Origin of the sequence: Bergeyella zoohelcum ATCC 43767 (genome assembly GCF_000301075.1) — a bacterium.
In the GTDB taxonomy this organism is placed as follows: Bacteria; Bacteroidota; Bacteroidia; order Flavobacteriales; family Weeksellaceae; genus Bergeyella; species Bergeyella zoohelcum.
On sequence record NZ_JH932293.1, the window covers coordinates 1,565,671 to 1,586,286 of the forward strand.

Here is a 20,616-nt window from a genome sequence, read left to right on the forward strand (position 1 = left end):
AACTAAGGCTGTTTTTGAACTTTAATATCAACTATTATATATGAGCTTGTACCATTCGCTGTAAAACTTTTTATTCTTATAGCTCCTTTTCTACCATCATTTGTTTTAAATAAAACTATCCTAGGTACATTTGTATTATTAAATGGTGATTTTCCCGCGTTGGTTTCATTAATATTAATTGAGTTAAAATCACTCCCTGAATTAATAGAATTAAAGCCAGCGTTAGTTAATTGTATTCCTACTAATTCTTGAGAATTAATTACCTTCGTATGTATTGCGTTTGGAATAGAGGAAAATACGGTATTTTGAACTTCATCTGGTGATATAAATTGATTGTAAGAAAATGTAGAGTTTAATCCAAAAAATCCGAAGTCTACTTTGGAACCATCAATAGAATTGATTTCTCCCTGTTTAATTACTTTACCTAAGTATGAAGAGAAAAAACATCCAATAGTAGTATGAGCACTATTAATACCCAATTTTACATCACTAAAAGACAACAAGTTGGTGTTAGGATGTATTATAATCTGTTTTTCTATAACTTTTGTTTCTTTATCATTTATAGCTTTCAAGATAATAGTATAAGTACCAGCATTAGTAAAATTAATACTAGGATTTATTTCAGTAGATAAAGATGGAGTAGCTCCTACAATACTCCATTCATAGGAAGTTGCATTGGTTGACAGATTATTAAGATGCAATAGTACTGGTGCCTCATAATCACTATCAATAGATTCTACACTCCAATTAAAATCAATAGTCATGGCAGGTTTTACCGCTACCTTCTTTTGCGTAGAATAGGTTTCTTTTCCGTTGGAAATAGTTAGTTTAATAGTATGTTCTCCTTCTGAAGTAAAAGTTACACTAGGTTTTGGGGCATTGGAGGTTGAGGGTAATCCTCCTTCAAACTCCCATAAATATTGAGTAGCTCCCTCCGATTTATCTATCATTTGTAATGTTACTGGAGAGATATCGCTACCTTGCATGAGCCAATCAAAATCAACTTTCATTGCTGCATCTACCTTTATCTCTATTTCTTTCTCATCCTTATTGCCATCTTTATTAGATGCTGTTAATTTTATTTTATATGTCCCAGCTTCTGTATAAACTATAGGTTTCGGAGATTTTTCTGTAGAACTGGTAACCGTAGCTCCTTCAAACTCCCATTCATAGGTTTCTGCTCCTTTTGACTTATTGACTATTTCTACCTTTACAGGAACAGAATAGTCTTCATCAACCACTTTTATTGTAAAATCTGCCGTTACGGGGATACCTTCTTCTCTTGCACAAGATTGTAATCCAAAAACAAAAATAGCAAGGAAAAACAAAAGGCAATATATTTTATATGTATTTTTCATAAATTTTATTATTTCACAATCATTCTTTTTACCATTACTTCATCACCAGTCTCTAAAATTACTAAATACATTCCCGCTGGTATTGAAGCACTAAATGGAACTACAAAATAAGTCGCTTGAGGTTGTGTTATAGAAGGAAATACCTCATGAGAAACCATATCCAAAATTCTTATTTTAATAGATTCTTCCTTACCTAGTCCTACTAGAACTTGAAATATACCATTATTAGGATTTGGAAGAATATTGAATTCTGTTATATTTGTAGCTTTAGCTGAAGTTAAATTAACTCCAGAGTTATTTTCTTCTACTACAACATTTTTATAAAAAGTCTTTACACAATCTCCTTGGATACCTTTTAATCCTATTTCATAAGAGCCTGTAGTAAGAAACTTTAGTTCTAAATAGTCATTTGTTTTGTTAATTACCTGTATATTATTGTTATTTGGAATTATCCATTCCACAGCTTGTGGTTTAGTAGGAGAGGTATTAACTAATACAACCGTAGCTTCTGAATAGGCATGAGTAGCCAACATAAACTGAGGGTCTAAAACTTCTAATGAGTTTTTAATTGTTACCGAATCTGTCGCTATACATCCTTTAGAATCTGTTATCAACACAGTATATGTTCCTACAGTTGATAAAGTAATCTCCGATGATGTTCCTATCACATTTCCGTTCTGATCTTTCCATTCATAGGTGGCTCCATCATCGTCAATTTTCACATTATATGTTTTAGTATCTCCTAAACATAAGGTTACATCCGCTCCTAAATCTACCCTTCTTTGCGCAGGATCTACCAAGGTATATTGTTTTGTTGAACTACATCCGTTAACATCCGTAACAGTAACAGTGTAATCTCCTGCAGAAATACCCGTATTTTCTGTACCTGTTACTCCATTAGACCACAAAATAGTATAAGGTGCCTTTCCTCCAGAAATAACAGTTTTTATTTCTCCATTGCTTGCCCCAAAACAAACAGGATTTTTAACAGAAATATCGGTAATGATAATTTGATCTGGTTGTTCTACTTGTACATTTCCTTTAATTTTACAGTTTTTAGAGTCTGATACAAGAACAAAATAATTTCCTCCCGTTAGCCCTGTTACGGTAGCATTTGTATCACCAGTACTCCATTCATAAGAGTAGTTTCCTGTGCCTCCTGTGGTATTTACAGAGACCATTCCTGAGCTTTGATTGTAACACGAAATAGTGTTAGCCGATAAGGATATAGCTAATTGTGGAGGATATACAAAGGTGTGCTCTGCATCCGTCATGTTATTATTCACATCATGTACCAAAACTTTATAAATTCCTGCTGAACGATTATTTAAAATAGGTTGTGTTTCTCCTGGTATGTTTTGAAAGATACCTCCAGTAAATATTTGCCACTGATAAGAATATGCTCCTACACCTCCTGTAACAACAGCTTTTAAGTTCCCATCTTCAGCTTCATCAGGTATGCCGTTATTATCTAAATCTAATTTAGATGGATAATTATTAGCAATGTTACAAGAAATTGGTTTTTCTACTTCTATTGTAGCGACCAAAGGATCTGGCTGTGTAACAATAAATTCTTGGGAAATAATTCCACAATTTCTTAATTCCGAAGTGGCACTAGTATAATTTTTATCTTTTACAGTTAAGTAATATTTTCCAGCTGTAAGATTTGCTAATTTTATGGTGTAAGGATTATTAATATTATCAGTAATAATTCCTGTAGAAATAATAGTACCAGTTGGTGTATCTTTTCTCCATTCAAAATTATAGCTTCCATCAGCATTAGGCGTTCCTCCCGTTACTCTTACCGAAATATATCCATTACTTAAACTGTATCCTGTAGGCTGTACCACTTCAATATCTGCATTTGGCAAGGAAATAGGAGCAGAAGGCTGAGTAATGGTAACAGTAATTTCTTTTTCTACGCTACTATTATTAGGTTCTTTTGCAATACACAAATTGGTATCTCTTACTTTTATTTTATAAGTACCTGCACTTAACCCTTGAATAGAAGCATTATTCCCATTATCAAAATTTGTCCAATCTAAAAATGACTGTCCGTCTTTTGTTACAGAATATTGAAATTGATTTTGTCCACCACTTGCCGTGAGGTTAATTATACCGTCATTCCCTTGAAAACAAAAAACATCTGTTTTAGAGGGTGAATCAAAGATGACAGGCGTAGGCTTTGTAATTTCAAAACTAACCGTATGGGTCGAAGCATCAGTATAAATGGGCTCTCCTTTATAGGTTCCCAATAAATCCAGTTTATAAACTCCAGGTGGAAGGTTTTGTAAGGTGTAAGAGGTACTGGTTTGTAAATTGGTAGTTACATCCTGATTAAGAACCGCCGCACCTGTTACAGTATTAACTAATGAAATTTTTAAGGTCTCTCCCACAAGTAATGTCCTATCGAAATTAAGGGTCGCCGTTCCATCAGTGGTGTCAAAACACTTGGTAGGCGTCACGGAACTTGTAGGCAGGTGTGGTGCTGATTGGGTAATAGTCAAAACTACAGGAGAAGATGCTGACTGATACACCCCGTTAGACAAGCATGAAGCAACACGGAAATAAATATTTCGTCCTACATATTGGGAATAATTAGCCCCGAAAAGGTCTTTCGCTGAAATGCTCAATTTATTTAAGGTAGATAGAGCAGGATCAATATCTATCCAAGTTACATTATCTAAACTATACTGATAATGATAAAGATTGGTAGCAAAACCTTGTTTAGCATAAAGATTTACCTTGTCGTCGCTCGGTAAAAAAGTATTTGGAGTTCCTGCATCTGTTAGGGAAACCAAGGTATGAATCGGCATTGCCTTCATTTTAAAAGATATCCAAGACATTCTTGGAGTGTGGGTGTCCACATTATAATTGGTCTCATTACAAATATTGATGGCATCATACTGGTCATACTCCGCATCTGTTCCTGTTCTAAAGTTTACGAATCCTTCTGTATGAATAGAAATTGGCAATTTCGAAGAGATTCTCGGAGGATTCATTCCCCAGTTGTTTTCATTATCGCCTTTTCTGTCGATGTCTCTATAATAGAGCGTCTCTTTTGAGTTATCGCTATACACCACCTCTATGAGCACGTGTGAGGTTGTAGAGTTCTTTACCCCTTCATTTACACTGTAATTAAGACCATATAGCTCAATCTTGTATTCCGCCTGTCCTCCTTGTCCCCAAAGAAAGGCGTTGGTTATAATGAGCAATAAAAATAATATCTTTTTCATTTTAATATTCTATTGTGATTTTTTCAGTTTTTGCCACTTGGTTATTTTTTAACATAGGTTTCAATAGGTAAGTGTAGCTATTTCCTACTTGAACTGATTGGTCTTCCAAAAAATTAGTGGTTCCTTGTAATGTCCCAAATAAAGTAGGTTTTTCTGTTCCTTTTTGTCTATAAACCAATATTTCACCAATATTTTCATCTCGTACTTTCCAAAGAAGCTCTATTTGTTTTTTATTTCTATTAACAGAACCTGAAAGATTGTTTAGAATAGATTTAGGTTCAAAACTACTACTTCTTAGTGTAATTTCTTGTGATTTATCCGATTTTAATTTGCTTTTATCTATTGCTAATAGGTAATAGATATAACTTTTATCAGCTTCTACTTCCTTATCTGTATAAGTATAGTTAGGCTGTATATTTTTAGTTTCATAAATTAGTTTCCAGTTTTTATCTACAGTCTCTTTTTCTTGACGATAAAGCTGGTGTATCTCTACATCTTCACTATAACTCTTTAACCATTCTACGGTTATCTTTCCATCTTCTTCTAGTTTATATCCTGAAAAAACAGGAGCTTGAGGTCTTACCTTATCTGGTTTTTCAAGCTCTAAAACTACTGAAGGTTCAGACTGATTTTTCCTCTTATCGGTGGCTGTTATATAATAATAAACTTTTGAATTAAGATTTTCTAATTCCACCTTGTCTTTATATAGATTTTGAGCAATTGCTTGAGGCGTTATCCTTACCATTTCTTCGCCTTTTTGTACTCCTCTAAAAATGTGATAGCCTTCTAAATCTTTTTCTGTATTGGCTTTCCATTCTAGATGTACCACACCTAGAGAATCTATTTTGCCTTTAAATCCTATAGGAGACTCTGGTGGGGTAGAGTCGTTAGGTTGTATTAACATAGAAAAAGACTCTCTTTTATCTCCCGCTTTGCCAATAGCTTGGATTTTATAATAATTAGATGGTGCTATACTTTTGGTAACTAGGGTTCTAGTCTGCACAGGAATTTTATCTTTAACAACTTTATAAGTATTCTGTAAGTCGGTTTCAGAGTGGAGAAGCTCAAACGAAGTAATATCTTTTTCATTTTCTTTTGGATACTCCCAAGTAATCGTAATATCTTCCTCTCCACTTATTTCAAAATTCGAAATCATAGGACTTGCTTCCAAGCTTTTCATTCCTTCTCCCGAAACAACATCAGAGTAAGGACCATAATCTCCAAAAATAGTTTTTCCCCTAATTCGATAACTAAATATCTTATTGTTTTGAGCCAATGAATCTACATAGGTCATACCTCGAGCAGTTCTGCCATCGGCATCATTCATATTCATTACTGGTAAGTCCCCCAAGGGTTGGAAGGTTCCTCCATTTTCTGATTTTTCCACATAATACGAGGTATATGTATCTCTTAGTTGTGAGTATTCCCAAGATAGAGTAACCGTTTTATCTTTAAAAACACCTATGAAATCTAAGGGCTTTGGCAGTTCTATATTATCTGAAACAGAGGCTAGTGCATCTCCCTTTTCCACGATTAGTGGTTTTCCTGTTGTAGTTGTATTCTGGTTAATGGTTACTGTATATAGATAGCGTTCATCTGCTTTTACTTCTTTATCCGTATAACCCCAACCTGCTAATTTTGCCACTTCAAAATCTAAATCTGCGGCTATTAAGGCATAGGCAAATCGTTGTTCTGTCTCTTGAGATTTATTAACTATTCCTTGTAATTTTCCTTTCTCACCCATTTCCACTTCAAAACTTTCACCAAAGAGTGACTGGGCAACAATAGCAGCATTATCATTTTTTTCTATCACTTTTTGCCATTCTTTTTCAGAAGCTGGCAAAAATATTCCTAAATCTTTTTCTTCTGGGCTTGCAAGAAGTTTTCCGTTACGCATCAAGGTATATCTTTTGAGGCGAAATCCTGTTTTATTAGCTCTTTGCCAAGACAATGGCTCGTCTACTGCCCAGCGAAGAGAAATCTGATCTTTTTTACTATCTACTTTTAAACGGATATGCGGAGTTACTGTTTTCTCTAATTCTTGAGAAAAAACAATACCTCCTACAACTACCAAAATTAGAATAAAGTATTTTTTTAGCATACGCTTTTATTTTTGCTATTTTAATAAATATATTTTAACAATGGCATACAATAAAGTAATATCTCTACTGTATGCTATAGTTTTTCTGTTTAGCCTTTTTAAATGAGTTCTCAAACTCAGATTCATTCTTTCTATATTTTGTATTCCTTTACAAGCTGTGTTATGTATTTCTTTTGGAATTAAAAATTGATAATTTTTTAATTTATCTGTTCTTATTAAAGTTGGAGACGAAACCAAAACATCATCTATAACTCTTTTTATAGTTTTATTGGTTCTGTTGCCTACAAAAAATCTTACTATCTTCTTACTGCCCTCTTCTAATGCACAAATAATCCAAACTCTATTTTGTTTATTTTTAACAAAGGTACAAAGTTCATCTATTTGATAGATTTTATGCAATGGCAATGTAGGAAATTTTAATGATTGGGCAATGCTTTTAATTCTTGATAATAATGTTGTTGTAGAGATACTAAGCAACCTTGCAATACTCCTAATACCACAACCCTCTTTTGTTAGCAATATAATGAGGGAGTTAATTTTATGATTATAAGCTTTATATGCATAATAAATCTGCCATGTTTTTTTACAAAGTTTACAATATAACCGCTGAGTGCCTATGCTACTCTTACCATGCTTTATGCCCTTTTGGGAACATTGTAAACAGTTTTCTTGCCTATAATTTTCTACCTCTATTATCATACCCACAAATTTAATACATCTATATTGTGTCTCAATATTTTAAGTTATCTATTTTTTATTATTTTCTTTGTTATGATAGTTTACTACCTCCTTATTTTTCATTTTTAATAGTTTGAAAGTTTTAAATATGTCTAATATTCAGTGCCTTACACTAAAACCCACAAATCTGATACATGACCTCTTTTCTTTAAAATCTGCTGGAGCCTTCTTCCCATCAAATATCCATTTGAGTTGGTCTAAGCTGGTTACGTCTCCCTCTGGTAAATATGCAATACTTGCTCGCTGTCTAATATATATATCTTATCTTCTGTAACTACTGGGGCTTCTATCTGTATGCCATCTTCTATATCTAAAAATTCCTCTTTTATTATTTCTTTTTTCTTAGTATCTATAATACCTATGCCTCCATCTTTATAAATGGAATAGTATAAATAATCTTCTTTTATGGTGGCTAAGTGGCTAACGGTATTCCTCTTATAATTTGGAAAACTTTTTTCATAAACTTCTCCTTTTAAAATATCTATTTCTGAATATGTATTATCGCCAAAAGTAGTTGAGGCAAAGCCATAGAGTTTATTGCCTTGCTGCTGATAGTGGATTAACCCTACCACCTCTTTATATAATATTTCTCCTGAATGGATATCTAAACCAACTAATGTAGTTTGAACGTTATCATCTATTTCTATAAATGCTAAAACCTCTTGATAAGCGTATAAATTCCCTTCTATCTTCCTGCCCTCTGGACAAGTGTAAGACCATAGGGATTTGCCTGTTTGTACATTTAGTTTAGTGATTTTTTTTGTATCATAATCATCTCTTAAAAAAATTATCTTATCATGCAATAAATTATAGTAACAAGGCTGTCCTGCTATCTCCCAACGTTTATATCCTTTTTCATATTTAGCAATATACTCTTTATTTTCTCTATTTATGCAAGCAATAACAGTTTCCTTATTAATCGGTTCAAAAAAAATTACCTCCTCATCTAATTCTAATATTTTTTCAAATTTCCTATCTTCCATATTATAAGCAAACAAAGAAGATTCGTCCTCTTTTAAAATAAAGTGCTTGGTATTATAAATATAAAAATCATTTATATTACACAATTGTACCTCTCCCTCATCATAAGTACAAAATTGATTTTTATTACATAAATAAAAGAATAAATTATCTAGTAAGAATATTTTATCTACGCTTTTTATTTTTTTTATTACTTTCATAATAATTTAATTTACTACTTCAAAAATTTTCTCAAAATTTTCTTTCAATTTAGACTTTAGTTTTGGAATATTTCTCTCTCCAATAATTCTCTCTGCTATTTTCTTATCTTTAATATCCAAATCCTCTATCGCTTTTAGCATCTTTTCTTTAAAATCTGCTGGGGCTTTCTTCCCATCAAATATCCATTTGAGTTGGTCTAAGCTGGTTACATCTCCCTCTGGTAAATATGCAATACTTGCTCGCTGTCTAATATATAAATTTTGTCTTCTGTAACCACTGGAGCCTCTATCTGTACGCCATCTTCTATATCTAGAAATTCCTCTTTTATTATTTCTTTTTTCTTAGTATCTATAATACCTATACCTCCATCTTTATAAATGGAATAGTATAAATAATCTTCTTTTATGGTGGCTAAGTGGCTAACGGTATCCCTCTTATAATTTGGAAAACTTTTTTCATAAACTTCTCCTTTTAAAATATCTATTTCTGAGTATGTATTATCGCCAAAAGTAGTTGAGGCAAAGCCATAGAGTTTATTGCCTTGCTGCTGATAGTGAATTAACCCTACCACCTCTTTGTATAATATTTCTCCTGAATGGATATCTAAACCAACTAATGTGGTTTCGCCCTCTTCATCTCCTTCTATAAATGCTAATACTTCTTGATAAGCGTATAAATTCCCTTCTATCTTCCTGCCCTCTGGACAAGTGTAAGACCATATGTTTTCATTTAATAAAGAGTCAAAACAATAAATTGTATTTTTTTTTACACAAAAACACAAATCTTTGATAGAGAGTTTAGGAAAATAATCAGTATTAACAACAGATTTTAATAAGTGAGTTTTTGTATCAAAAATATAAATTACTTTTAATGTGTTTTCTTTTCCTAGTATATAAATATTATCTTCATTTATATGAAAAGCACCTCTTAAAGAAAATACTCCATTAATAGTAATTTCATTTTCAGTATATAAATTTAACAAATAAAGAGATTCTAAATTATTTTCTTGATAAAAGATAGTTTCATTAAAAATATCATAATCGTAAACATTATTTAATACAAAAGATTTTTCTTTATCTAATAAATAGAGCTTATTTTTATTTGATTTACACAAAACATAATCTAAAAAAACGGAGTTTTTTTCTATATCTTTTATTAATCCTAATAATTTCATAATTTATCTAATTTATCTTTTGAAATATTTTCTTAAACCAACTTTCATTTTTGTATAAGGCTTGGATTAAGTCATCAGCATCAAGAAATGTTTCCCCTAATTCTTCTTCAAATAACTTTCTAGCCTTACCGTTAAATAAATTATCTTTTGAAGACTCAAGAGTCTTAACAAAATCTTTTTGAGGTAAGTTATTTAGTTTCTTCCCATCAAATATCCATTTGAGTTGGTCTAAGCTGGTTACATCTCCACGGCTAAGGTCTTTTATAAATTGCTCGGCAAACTTACCCGGAGGTACATCTATCACAGATTTAAGTTCGTAATAAATTATTTTTTTAGGATTTGTTTTATCCACCACATCGGCAATCCGTATCATTTTATTTTCCATATCGCCCCACTTTTCTGTAACTTCAAACATAATCTTTCTACCGTTGAAATGGGTAGAATTCTTACTGATATAGCGTAGCGTCCATTCTGCTCCTTGAGACCAACTGCCTCCTTTGCCTAAATCGGATACTAATTTAGATAATCCCTCTACTTGGGCTGGGTTTATATGGGTAGCAAACTCGTCTAATTGCTTTATCACATCTTCAAAAGATGCTCCTTTAAATCCTCTTATCTCCGCTAGTGCTTTATCGGTAATGCCCATTTTTTTAATATTGGGGTTAAGCCTTGCTTTAGTTAATGCTTCTACGGCATCGGCTTTCCTAAATAAGGCATTGGCAGCATTAGGGTCTTCTATACTCTCTTTTAGTAATTTCCAGCTTTGGGCATTCTCCAAAGTTGGCGTAGCTTTAAAGGTGTTCTTAAATAGTGCTTTATCGGCATCATTTAATCCAAGTTTAGCTGCTATATCATCTAATTTAGATATGCTCACCGCTATTTTATCTAAACTTGAGTTTTCCCCTACAAGCACTGGCACTTTTTCTCCATCTATATCAATCTCTACCAAGCGGTTGCCATTTTCGTCCTTAGGTAATTTGGCTAATCCTCCTTCATCATTTATTGCCCTATTTACTTTGTTGGTAATATCATCTATTTCACTAGGTGTAAGGCTACTAAGTTTCTCTCTCAACTTAACTTTTATATCCTGTATTGGGAAACCACATCCTAAGCCCGATGGTGTAACTTTAATATCTACTCGTTTAATAAATGTAACTCCTTCTTTAAGCACATATTTTATAGCTTTTCCAGACACATTTGCAACTGGTTTTAGTATTGTCCCCGCTATTTTCATAGTCTTATTAAGGAGCTGACCCATTACATCCAATTTATCAATAGTTTGGATAACAGCCGCAGCTCCTTTAATCTCACCAACTCCTATAAAACAAGAGGCTACAAACATAGTTACCTTACCTGAACCATAAGATACCATACAAGGGTTTGCTGTGTATTTGTTCCATTCTTCAGAAGCCATATCCTTTACATGTTTCCATGAGATTTTAGAAATTGCTTCAGCAAATTCAGTCCTTGCATTTTTCTCATTAGTTATCATTTTAATAAGAAAAGAACCTCCCTCTGGTATGCCCACTACAGTTTCAACAAGACCATTCCACACCCCACAAACAAATGCAAAATCCTTACGACTGGTTGTATACTTCCCATTTGCTTGTGTTAGTAGTATATCCAGTTCGTTATTTATCACATTAAGATTTATATAAGAGTAAATCTTAGCAGGGAAAGGGTTATAGTTTTGTTCATCAGGATTATAAAATCTTTCATGGATTTCCGCTTTCCCTATTAACTCTGCTACTCCATCTAAAATAGCCGTTAGAGGGTTAAAGTTGACGGTCCAAAACTTATCATCATTTATCCACTCTGGCTTTTGCTTGAGAATTTGCTCAATATTTTTAATAGATTCTCTTGCATATTCTGGAAGACCACTTCCATTATTAAGGTGAACTTCAAACTTTCTAGTTTTACTATTAACCTCTAACCATATTACTAGTTCTTTCTGCTTAGGATTGTTATATCTTGCTATGACTTTATCTCTTAGTATTTTGGTTGTATTTTCATCGGTAATGAATATTTTACCTTTAATACCTGTAGATTTTTCTGTAGAGAGTATATTACTCAACATAGTTTTTATCTCATCAGCCGTAAATCTTTCAGTATAATCTACTATGTCTTTAGACTCGTCTACTCCTTGTCCATTACCTCCTTGTCTATCATATAAATCTTCAATGGATCTTAGATTTGTACCATTTCCATATTTGTTGTCTTCTTTTTTCCATCTATTTCCTTCTTCAATACATCCTACAATTTCTTTTTTTCCAAGTTCAACCTTGTCAGAAATGGTTCCAAATGAGGCATTAGCATAGAATGATATAAAATCTTTAAGTGTTTTTCTGCTATTAATAAAATCAGATATTTTAACAGTAACGTAGGTACCTTCTCCACAAGGTTTTTCTTTATCATAGAACAAAAACATCCAGCCATCTTTTATAGTAGACAGGCTATTACTCATATCTATTACAGAATAACCAGATGTATCTGTATCAGAACTCACATATTTACCATTGCTCCACCAATATTTAATACCATTAAGCTTAAATCCAGGAAGGGTACCATCATTAGACAAAGCTCCATTTGTACTATAATCGGTTTTATCAATTATAGTATTTTCTGACCCTATAGTAAATATCTTATAGTCAGGACTAACAACATACCCCCCATTAAACTCTCCTTCATTTTGTCCTTGGAAGGTATATAGCTTAAACGCAGGGTCGTTTATTTGCTTCCAATCTGGATAAATAAAGTTGGTGTTCTCTGTATCATAGTCCATCAGGTTTTTAACTTCTCCTTGCCCCACATTCTTAAACACACTAAACGGATGTTCTAGGCGTAAGGCACCATGAGCCAACTCGTGAGCAATGGTTCTTGCCTTTTGGTCATATACAAAACCAAATTGCCCATTCAATCGCATATAACCATTTTGCCCATTGGAAGAAGGCTTGTCCGTTACAAATAGATAATATTCTAGCCCTACTTCATTCTTGGATTTATAGGCGGATATTATGGCATTTTGGGCTGGACTGTATTTTGATAAATCCCCAAATACATCTTCTGTAGGTAATTTCCCATCTACCAAATAGGGCGATATATCAAAAGGTGGTGTAACTTTTATAGATACATCTATACCTATTTTCTTATAAATGTTTTTTATTTCCTGCTGTTGAGGCTCAGTGATGCGAACGCCTGTGGTTGGGATTAAATTCAGCTTAATTTCCTTAGGCGAGATATGAACCAAATTAAATACACCTGCTATATTGTATTTATCTCCTTGTTTGATAACCGCTTGTACCTCTTCTGTAGCATAGCTATACAAACCTTTTAAGGTCAGTTCATAATCATTACCTATTTTTTTTGAGGCTATTTTTACCCCTTTAGATGTTTTAAATATCAAACTATCCGCAGATATACTACTATCCGTAAGTTCTACACTAGCAATAAAAGGTTCTTCTTTTTTGTTTTCTACCGCCTTAAATGGAATCAGTTTACCATTGAGTTCTTTGTAGTCGCTAGTTAATGCTTTAGTAGGTTCATCAAAAGCATATTGTGAGCGTGGACTGTTTTTGAAGATAACACGAATACCCTTCGCAGTAATTGCCGTTGCACTTCCTTTTGAATCTACGCCTGAAGTATTTTCTGGGGTAGAAGCTCCACCTTTAGCTACTTCGCCTCCTTTAGTTACATTACCCTCTTCATCTACTGCCCAAACATTTCCGTTTTTATCTATAATGGTATAATCCTTTCCAACAGGCAATTCTTGTTGGCTACTCGTTCCAGAACCTGTATCGTTGTTATTACCTGCTCCTGCATTACCTTCTATAACCAATTTCCCAGGTGGTGGTGTAGCTACATATTTTATATCCGATATTTCATAATCTATAGTAATATCTTTTACGCCTTGATCACCAAAAAGTTCACCTACACCTGCTGAAGCATACGCGACTGCAGTCTCGTTAGGATCATAAGTTGTTTCTATAACACCTTCTATAAGTTTCCTATCGGTATTGAGTTTAATATTATTAAAGCTGACTTTAACTTTGGTATCCGCTAAATAAGGTACTACTATATAACCTGTACCACTATAAATGCCGTTGCTTCCTTGGGCTTCTAGTACCGTTACAGGAAAGTCTCCTGCCATAAATACCTCATTGGCTCCTAAAAGACTTTGTAACGGCGTTTTGTTGGTAATGTCCACCGCAGGCATTACCCCACATTGGTAGTTTTGGTTTGTCTTGTCTTTACTATCAGTGGTAAAATACTGTATCCCACTATAAGCATACGTATTGCCAGCAGAGTGAATATCGGCTATAGGATTGTCATTATTGCCAGCAGTTGCTAGCTGCCCACAGGCATTACCTACTCGGTATTCGTATTCGGTTTGGTCTTCTAAACCTGTAATAATGTATCTTGGCTGGTAACTTTGTACGGTTTGCCACTGGGTATTACTTCCTTTTCTTCTATACTGTACTTGGTATAGACCAGATGGCTTACCTGATAAATTCCACGAGAGTTCTATTCGCCCTCGTCCTGCATTTTTCGCCATCAGAAGTGTGGGTAGAGTACAGTCTTCTACATAATCAAAATAGAAAATCTCTGTAAGTCCATTGTTCTTATAAACGCCATTGTCCTCCGTAGGGTTAGCACCTAAAACAGGGTTGCCACTCTTGGCTTGAACTTGCCATGCGTAGCGTTTCCCTGGCATAAGTTGGGGTTTGTCTAAACCATAAAATAGAGTAGGTGCATAGCTCTCCTCTTGCCACAAAACACGAGAGGATAAAAAGCCAGATATTGGACTCTGTCCTAAATCCCATAATTCTTTTAAGGTAAAGATATATTTGGTATTGGGAGCTATCTGTCTTGGCATCCACTGGAACACAATACCACTCCCGCCTGAATAGGGTGTAATAGCCTGTAGTTTTTCTCCGTTTTGAGGTAAATTAAGCTGTGGTGGGTCGTATTGAACTAAATAAACGGTAGCACAGCTTTTTTGTGAAAGATTGTTTTTAGTGTAATAATCGTACGCTTGAAAACAAAATTGATAAACCCCATCGGGCAATGCTTGGGCGTATTGCACAGAGTTGATACCGCTAAGGTTTTGGAGTTCAAATAGGGCTCTTACATCTATATTGCTTAGAGTGAGCTGGCTCCCTGGATAGAGGGTAAATGGAGAAAAACCGACAACAAAATCATTGCTTACCGCTAATGGAACTGCATTTAAGCCTGATTCTAATGAAAACTTCAGCCCTGTCTGATGTTGAGGTTCCATTAAGTCCGTCATCAATAGCTGGAGCTTAGGCTCTGTACTAGTGGCATAGTCCCCCAATTTTAAACTATACGGCTGAAAAATACTAGGAATAAGACGAACTGGGTATTGCTGAGACTTTAACGAAATAGATTGTAAACTCAGCAATAGAACCATTGTAAAAGCTAAAAACTTTTTAAACCTTAGGTTTCTATTTAGATTCGTATTATTTCTACAGGAATATCTCATCACTATGTATTATATTTAATTGAAGGACTATGTTTAATTTTTGTTTCTCTTAACTTATTTAAGCTCGTAGTTGATTTGCTTTTCGGTACCTGTTTTATCTCCTGGTAAAGTGTATTTTGCTTTTACTTTATATTTTGCCTTTGGAATTATACCATAGGTAGATTGCAATAAGTTATTGATGGCTTGAGATCTGGCACTGGTTTGAGTACCTACATATTTAGACGCTACCTTAGATACTAGCTCATACCAGTCGGCTTTATAGAAGCTAAACAAATCATACTTATATGGGAAGGTTTGTCTCAAAAATCTGTTTCCTCTATCACTTCCAAGGTAATGCAAATAGGAGGTAAATATAGGGAACGCTTTTACTGGTGGTATTCCCACAGAGTCTTCTTCATCTTCCGCTCTTAAAAGTGTAAGTTGGTCTATTGGATAACCATCGTAGAATAAACTCTTGAATTTTCCTGCAAAAGCATCGTCCATTAAAGCTGTAAGACTAATCAAAGGTTTATTATCTGTATATTTAGAACCTACAAGCTCCGTAATATCAAAATATTCATCGGCATTCATATCGTTTTGAAGAGATACAACATCTGAGCTAATCTTTATCCATAGAGGAGTAAAACTAAGGGCAGATAACTTATCAGAAAAAGTATTGTACTTACTTGTTTTAAATGTATATGAAAGGCGCTCTATTACACCATCTTTAGAAATTGCTTGTGCCTTTTTGCTCTCTGTTGTTACTGAAACTTCAGAGGACTCTTCCTCACCAGAGGTTTTTTCCTCAGTTTTTATTTCATGGGACTTTTCATCCGAAGCTTGATTGGTATTTTTAGCTATAATAGCAAACGTAAATTCTTTTTGTTTTGCCAAATCAGGAACATTAAAGGTTACTGTATTAGCTTCATGATTATAAGTAAAACCACTACTATGTGTTGTATTGCCATTTTTGAACTGTGTAGAAGTTTTCCAATTAGAGTCTTCAAAAAGATAGTCTTGTCCTCTTTTTAGTTTAATGTATCCGTTGCTAGTTTCTCCCTTATAGTAGTTCTCTTGCTCTACGACTGGATAAGCATATTGTATGTTACTAAGAGGGATAGTATTAGGAGCTGTTCCTGTTGTAAAAGTTCTTTCTTCTACTTCAACAGCTTTCTGTCCATTAGCCATTATTACCTCATATATTCCGCCTTTTTTCTCCATAAAACTTACTTGTACTATAGCTTTTAAAGTTTTATTTGGTGGAAGAATATCATCTGATACAAAATTGGCTACATCTTTAGAACGAGCATATTCTATTGCTCCTTTAATTTCTTTTCCTTGATCATCAACTATAGTCATTTTTTCAACCACTACTTTATAAGTATGATCTCCATCATCTTCAGGAATTACAATAGGCTCATTTACACGAACAGCAAATGTAGCTTGAGGAATGGCAAATACATCTACATCAGCATCTCCTTTTTTAGGAGTGAGGTCGGTAATAATTTTCATACCTCCTAAAACGGATTCTTTTTCTAGTTTACATTCTTCTCCAAATTCTAATTTGAAACGGAACCTACCTTTAATCATTCCGCCTAAAAGGTTATAATAGCCACCTAAATATCCTCTTGCCCAATATGGGTTAGGACCTCTAGCTTGTAACAAAGCTGCTGCTCCTGCTTTTATAATAGGAATTTTTTTACGCACAAACCATAGTTTAATTTTTATCCCTAATTCTCCTTGCAGGTAAACATAAGCCTGTCCATTGGCGTACCATCCATTAATTCCAATTTGTTCTCCACCTCTATTAGTACATTTAGCCTCTCCATAATTTTTCAGCATAATATCAGCTCCTAAACCTGCTTGAAATCTCGCATATAGGAATAAAGCCGTCATATCCCCAGTATCAAACTTCAAATGACTACCAAAGGCAAAACCTTTACCATCTCCAAGAGCATTAAGGTTTTTCATATAATCTATATCATCTAACTCTAACCCTAATATTTGGGCAACTTCAGCTGGTGGTGGTGGGCTACCTGGTATGTGATTACCAACCATAAAATAGCTTCCTGCTTGTACATAAAATCTATCAAATCCTACCCGTAGACCTATCATCTCGCTAGGCTTACCAATATGCAAATACCAGTCATTAGGCGCTATATGCAACACGGCATTTCCTGCTCTTCCATTTTGCCCTATCCCCTTAATAACCCCTTTGGCAACATCTATAAAAACGTCTAAATTAGCATGAAAAACACTATTATTAAAATCATAGTTCATCGCCAACTTGCTATAAATAGCACCTTCTATCTTTTGTGATAAAGGGTATTGCTCATTCACATCGTTAATATCTAAAAAAGATTTAACACGATCATTAGATTTTAGATCACTTAAAAATTTATCTTTTTCAACTTGTTTTCTAAATTTCTCTTGAAGAGCTGCAAATGGTTCTGTAGGCACTATTGCAGATAAATCACTCATAATTACCGCTTCTCCTATAAAACCTACATTAGAAAGTCCACCGTTAGCATTGGTAGAAATATTAAAGCCTGCCATAAAGGAAGCCACTTTCTTATCTTTTACAGCTCCATAAACTCCTGCACGCAATGCCAATCCAACCGACTCATCCGGAGTCATTACCATTGCTCTATTTTTATGTTGTAAACTCATTGCTCCATTAGGTATCATTCGATAAAATGCACCTCCTGTAAAACCTGTAATTTTTACAACTCCTGTAGGAATATTCAAGTTGTCTACACTTCCTTCAACCCCCCAATATCTAAACGTACTATAACCAAAAATAGCATTTACCCCTACTTCAACATTTTCCAAAGCACTAATTTTTGCATTAAGAAATGCTTTAAATCCATTTCCATATAAAGGGTCTTTTCGTAATAAATTAAGTGAACCCGAAACTGTAGCTACACCTATATCTACATTTCTTAGTGTAAGTTCTGTTAAATCAAATCCGTTATATGCCCAGTTTTGTCTGTGATTTTCATTGGTTATTAAACCTTTAATCTTCATTCCCCCTGATGCCGAAAAACGCTTTTCTTGTAATCCAACGGTAATGTTAAAACCTAGATTGGCATAATTTTCCTCCAGCTCAACAAAAACATTTTTAATACTTACAGGAAATCCCGCCAACCTTTGTTCTCCTTCCACACCAAAATAGTTAGCTGTAATATAAGGGGCTTGTGTTTGCAATGTTAATCCCTCAAATTTTACTCCAGTAAAATGAGCATCTTTCTTTTCTGAAGAGTTATCTTCTGATGATTTATTATCAGCATTTGCTTGAATACTCATCATTCCGTTCAGAATAGCCTTGGGTTGGAATTTTCTGTTTTTTACTCTTAACTCCACTGAAGACCCAGGGTATATAGTTGCCTTAGCACTCCACAAGTCAAACTTTAGAGTATTAACAGTATTAACAGAAATAAAATAATCATCGTCAGTAATCATACCTTCATACCCTAAATAACTTGGTAGTGTGTCACTTTTTTTATCCTCATTATTCTTTTGAAAAGGTAACTGAATTTTCCCCTTAAGATTTGCTCCTACTATTTTAGAAGCTGCTAAATCTATTCCTATTCTATCTAATGAATATCGCCATGCGTTTTCATTACTAGTAATTCCTTTCTCCAAACTAACAACATCATTTGCTGAAAAGCTTCCCGACACCCCATAGAAATCTATAAGTAAATTTTGTGCTTGGAAAGAAACCCTACGGTCGATATAGCCTTCTGCTTTAAACTCTTGGGGAAGCCCAACATAAAGAGATTGAATATAAAGCCCTCTCCATGTTTCTGTTCCCGCAATTAGATACCCTTTTTCTCTATAGTATTGTGGGAAAACTACACTTGCGTCTGTTCTTAAATCACTTAAATCAAGAATTGCATCATTTACAAAAAAAGAAAAATAACCTTTATCTTTATCTTGTGTTTGCTTAGTAATTGCAAATGGAGTAATACTTACTTTAACCAATAAATCATTCCAATCACTCGCTTTTAAAGCAAAATCTCCACGAACTCTGTTTGGTTTTCCATTGTTCCCTATTTCAGGAAGTAATCCACCTTTATCATCTAAGGGAACTAAAACATTCCTAGAAATCTGTACATTTCCCTTTAAAGATAACTCTTTGACTCCATCACAGTCTATAACTATATAGGTGTTATCATTAATACTTTCTCCATTAGCTTTATTTATTTCTCCACCTTTTAGTGTTAGCATCCATTGGTTTTGATTGAAAGGCATATAGATATCTCCCAAAAGAGAAAGTTTAGCATCTCCAATAATCCTACCATTATAGGATAGCTTTACTCCTTCCGCACCAAAATATAAGGTTTTCTTTCCTCCTTCCGTACCAGATTGCGGGGTAATAATTCTAGCATATACGTTGATGATAGCATACTCTGGAGTGAACTTAGCTTTAGTAACAACTATCCCATACTCAACATTAGATTTGTTTTCTCTAATCCCTATTGGGAATTCTGTAAGTTCATTTGGATTTATAGTATTACTAAAATTACCACTTTTATCTAATTCTTCAAAAGCTCCTATAGCTTTACCTATTTCCTGATCTGCCTCAGGGGGATTATTTGACAAAGAAGTTAAAAAATTTTCAAAAGAACCTTCTGTAGTTAAAGAAATATTAGGAATGGTTACGGCATTGTTACTCGTTATTTTATAACTAACTGAACCCTTAAAAAGACTTGCGTTTATATAATTTATTGATAACAATAATAGAAGGATACAATATTTTACTTTTATTTTCATAAAACGATAAATTAAATATAATCAATTATTTGTTAGCTTTTACCAACTTTATACAAAGATAAATTTTATTATTTAATATTGACAAGACAAAAAAACTTTTTTATGATATTGTATAATGAGAATAAATGGAATATACAATTTATTAGGTAAAATAATTTATTCCGCTCTAGTACTAGCAAATAATTAAAATTTATGTTTTTTTAGTTGTTGTTTGCTGTTGTAAAAATGAACTCATCTGGACTTTCTCTTTTGTTTAAATTTTCTGAGTCCTAAGACGATAAAGGCAAGGTAATTAAAACCTATCCAACTACTTACGGTAGTATCAAAACGATTTAAAACCGAACGAAAACTATCCATCCAAGCGTTGCTTCTTTCAATGGCGTAACGCTCTTTGTAGAGTTTTTTATCGAAATAATGTTCCGCTTCAGAGGGTGATTTTTGGTTTCTTTTGTTTTCACAAATATTGGCTATGATACCTTCTGAGGCGGTTATTTTCCGAAGATTTTCACTGTCAAAACCTGCATCAAAATTCACAAATAAACCCTCTGTGGAGATTTCAGCCTTTTTCAAAA

At 33.8% G+C, this 20,616-nt stretch carries 9 protein-coding genes and 1 pseudogene; all 10 read right to left on the reverse strand.

Translation table 11 applies throughout. The features are described 5' to 3' along the window. Positions 1-2: 2 nt before the first annotated feature. On the reverse strand, positions 3-1,358 hold the full coding sequence (locus HMPREF9699_RS07260; RefSeq protein ID WP_002663691.1) for a PKD domain-containing protein: 1,356 nt from the start codon (positions 1,356-1,358) through the stop codon (positions 3-5). An 8-nt stretch (positions 1,359-1,366) separates the two neighbouring features. Then, a complete protein-coding gene (locus tag HMPREF9699_RS07265) occupies positions 1,367-4,594 on the reverse strand; it encodes a T9SS type A sorting domain-containing protein (protein ID WP_002663693.1) in 3,228 nt (1,075 codons plus the stop codon). Position 4,595: 1 nt separating this feature from the next. Continuing rightward, positions 4,596-6,695: a fibronectin type III domain-containing protein gene (locus HMPREF9699_RS07270; RefSeq protein WP_002663695.1), complete on the reverse strand. Its 2,100-nt coding sequence runs from the start codon at positions 6,693-6,695 to the stop codon at positions 4,596-4,598. Between the two features lie 15 nt (positions 6,696-6,710). Next, positions 6,711-7,394, reverse strand: a complete 684-nt coding sequence (locus HMPREF9699_RS07275; RefSeq protein ID WP_002663697.1) for an IS1 family transposase — start codon at positions 7,392-7,394, stop codon at positions 6,711-6,713. A gap of 245 nt (positions 7,395-7,639) precedes the next feature. After that, positions 7,640-8,614 (reverse strand): hypothetical protein, encoded by a 975-nt coding sequence (locus tag HMPREF9699_RS07280; RefSeq protein WP_002663699.1) that lies wholly within the window; start codon positions 8,612-8,614, stop codon positions 7,640-7,642. 6 nt (positions 8,615-8,620) lie between these two features. After that, positions 8,621-8,755 carry a hypothetical protein gene (locus tag HMPREF9699_RS11460; protein ID WP_002663702.1) on the reverse strand — a complete coding sequence of 45 codons (135 nt, stop codon included), beginning with the start codon at positions 8,753-8,755 and terminating at the stop codon, positions 8,621-8,623. A 65-nt stretch (positions 8,756-8,820) separates the two neighbouring features. Further along, on the reverse strand, positions 8,821-9,789 hold the full coding sequence (locus HMPREF9699_RS07285; RefSeq protein WP_002663703.1) for a hypothetical protein: 969 nt from the start codon (positions 9,787-9,789) through the stop codon (positions 8,821-8,823). Between the two features lie 7 nt (positions 9,790-9,796). Further along, on the reverse strand, positions 9,797-15,217 hold the full coding sequence (locus HMPREF9699_RS07290; protein WP_169313992.1) for a fibronectin type III domain-containing protein: 5,421 nt from the start codon (positions 15,215-15,217) through the stop codon (positions 9,797-9,799). Between the two features lie 126 nt (positions 15,218-15,343). Continuing rightward, positions 15,344-20,044 (reverse strand): hypothetical protein, encoded by a 4,701-nt coding sequence (locus tag HMPREF9699_RS07295; RefSeq protein WP_002663707.1) that lies wholly within the window; start codon positions 20,042-20,044, stop codon positions 15,344-15,346. 231 nt (positions 20,045-20,275) lie between these two features. Then, positions 20,276-20,616, reverse strand: a pseudogene (locus HMPREF9699_RS07300) (IS5 family transposase); the annotation flags it as partial.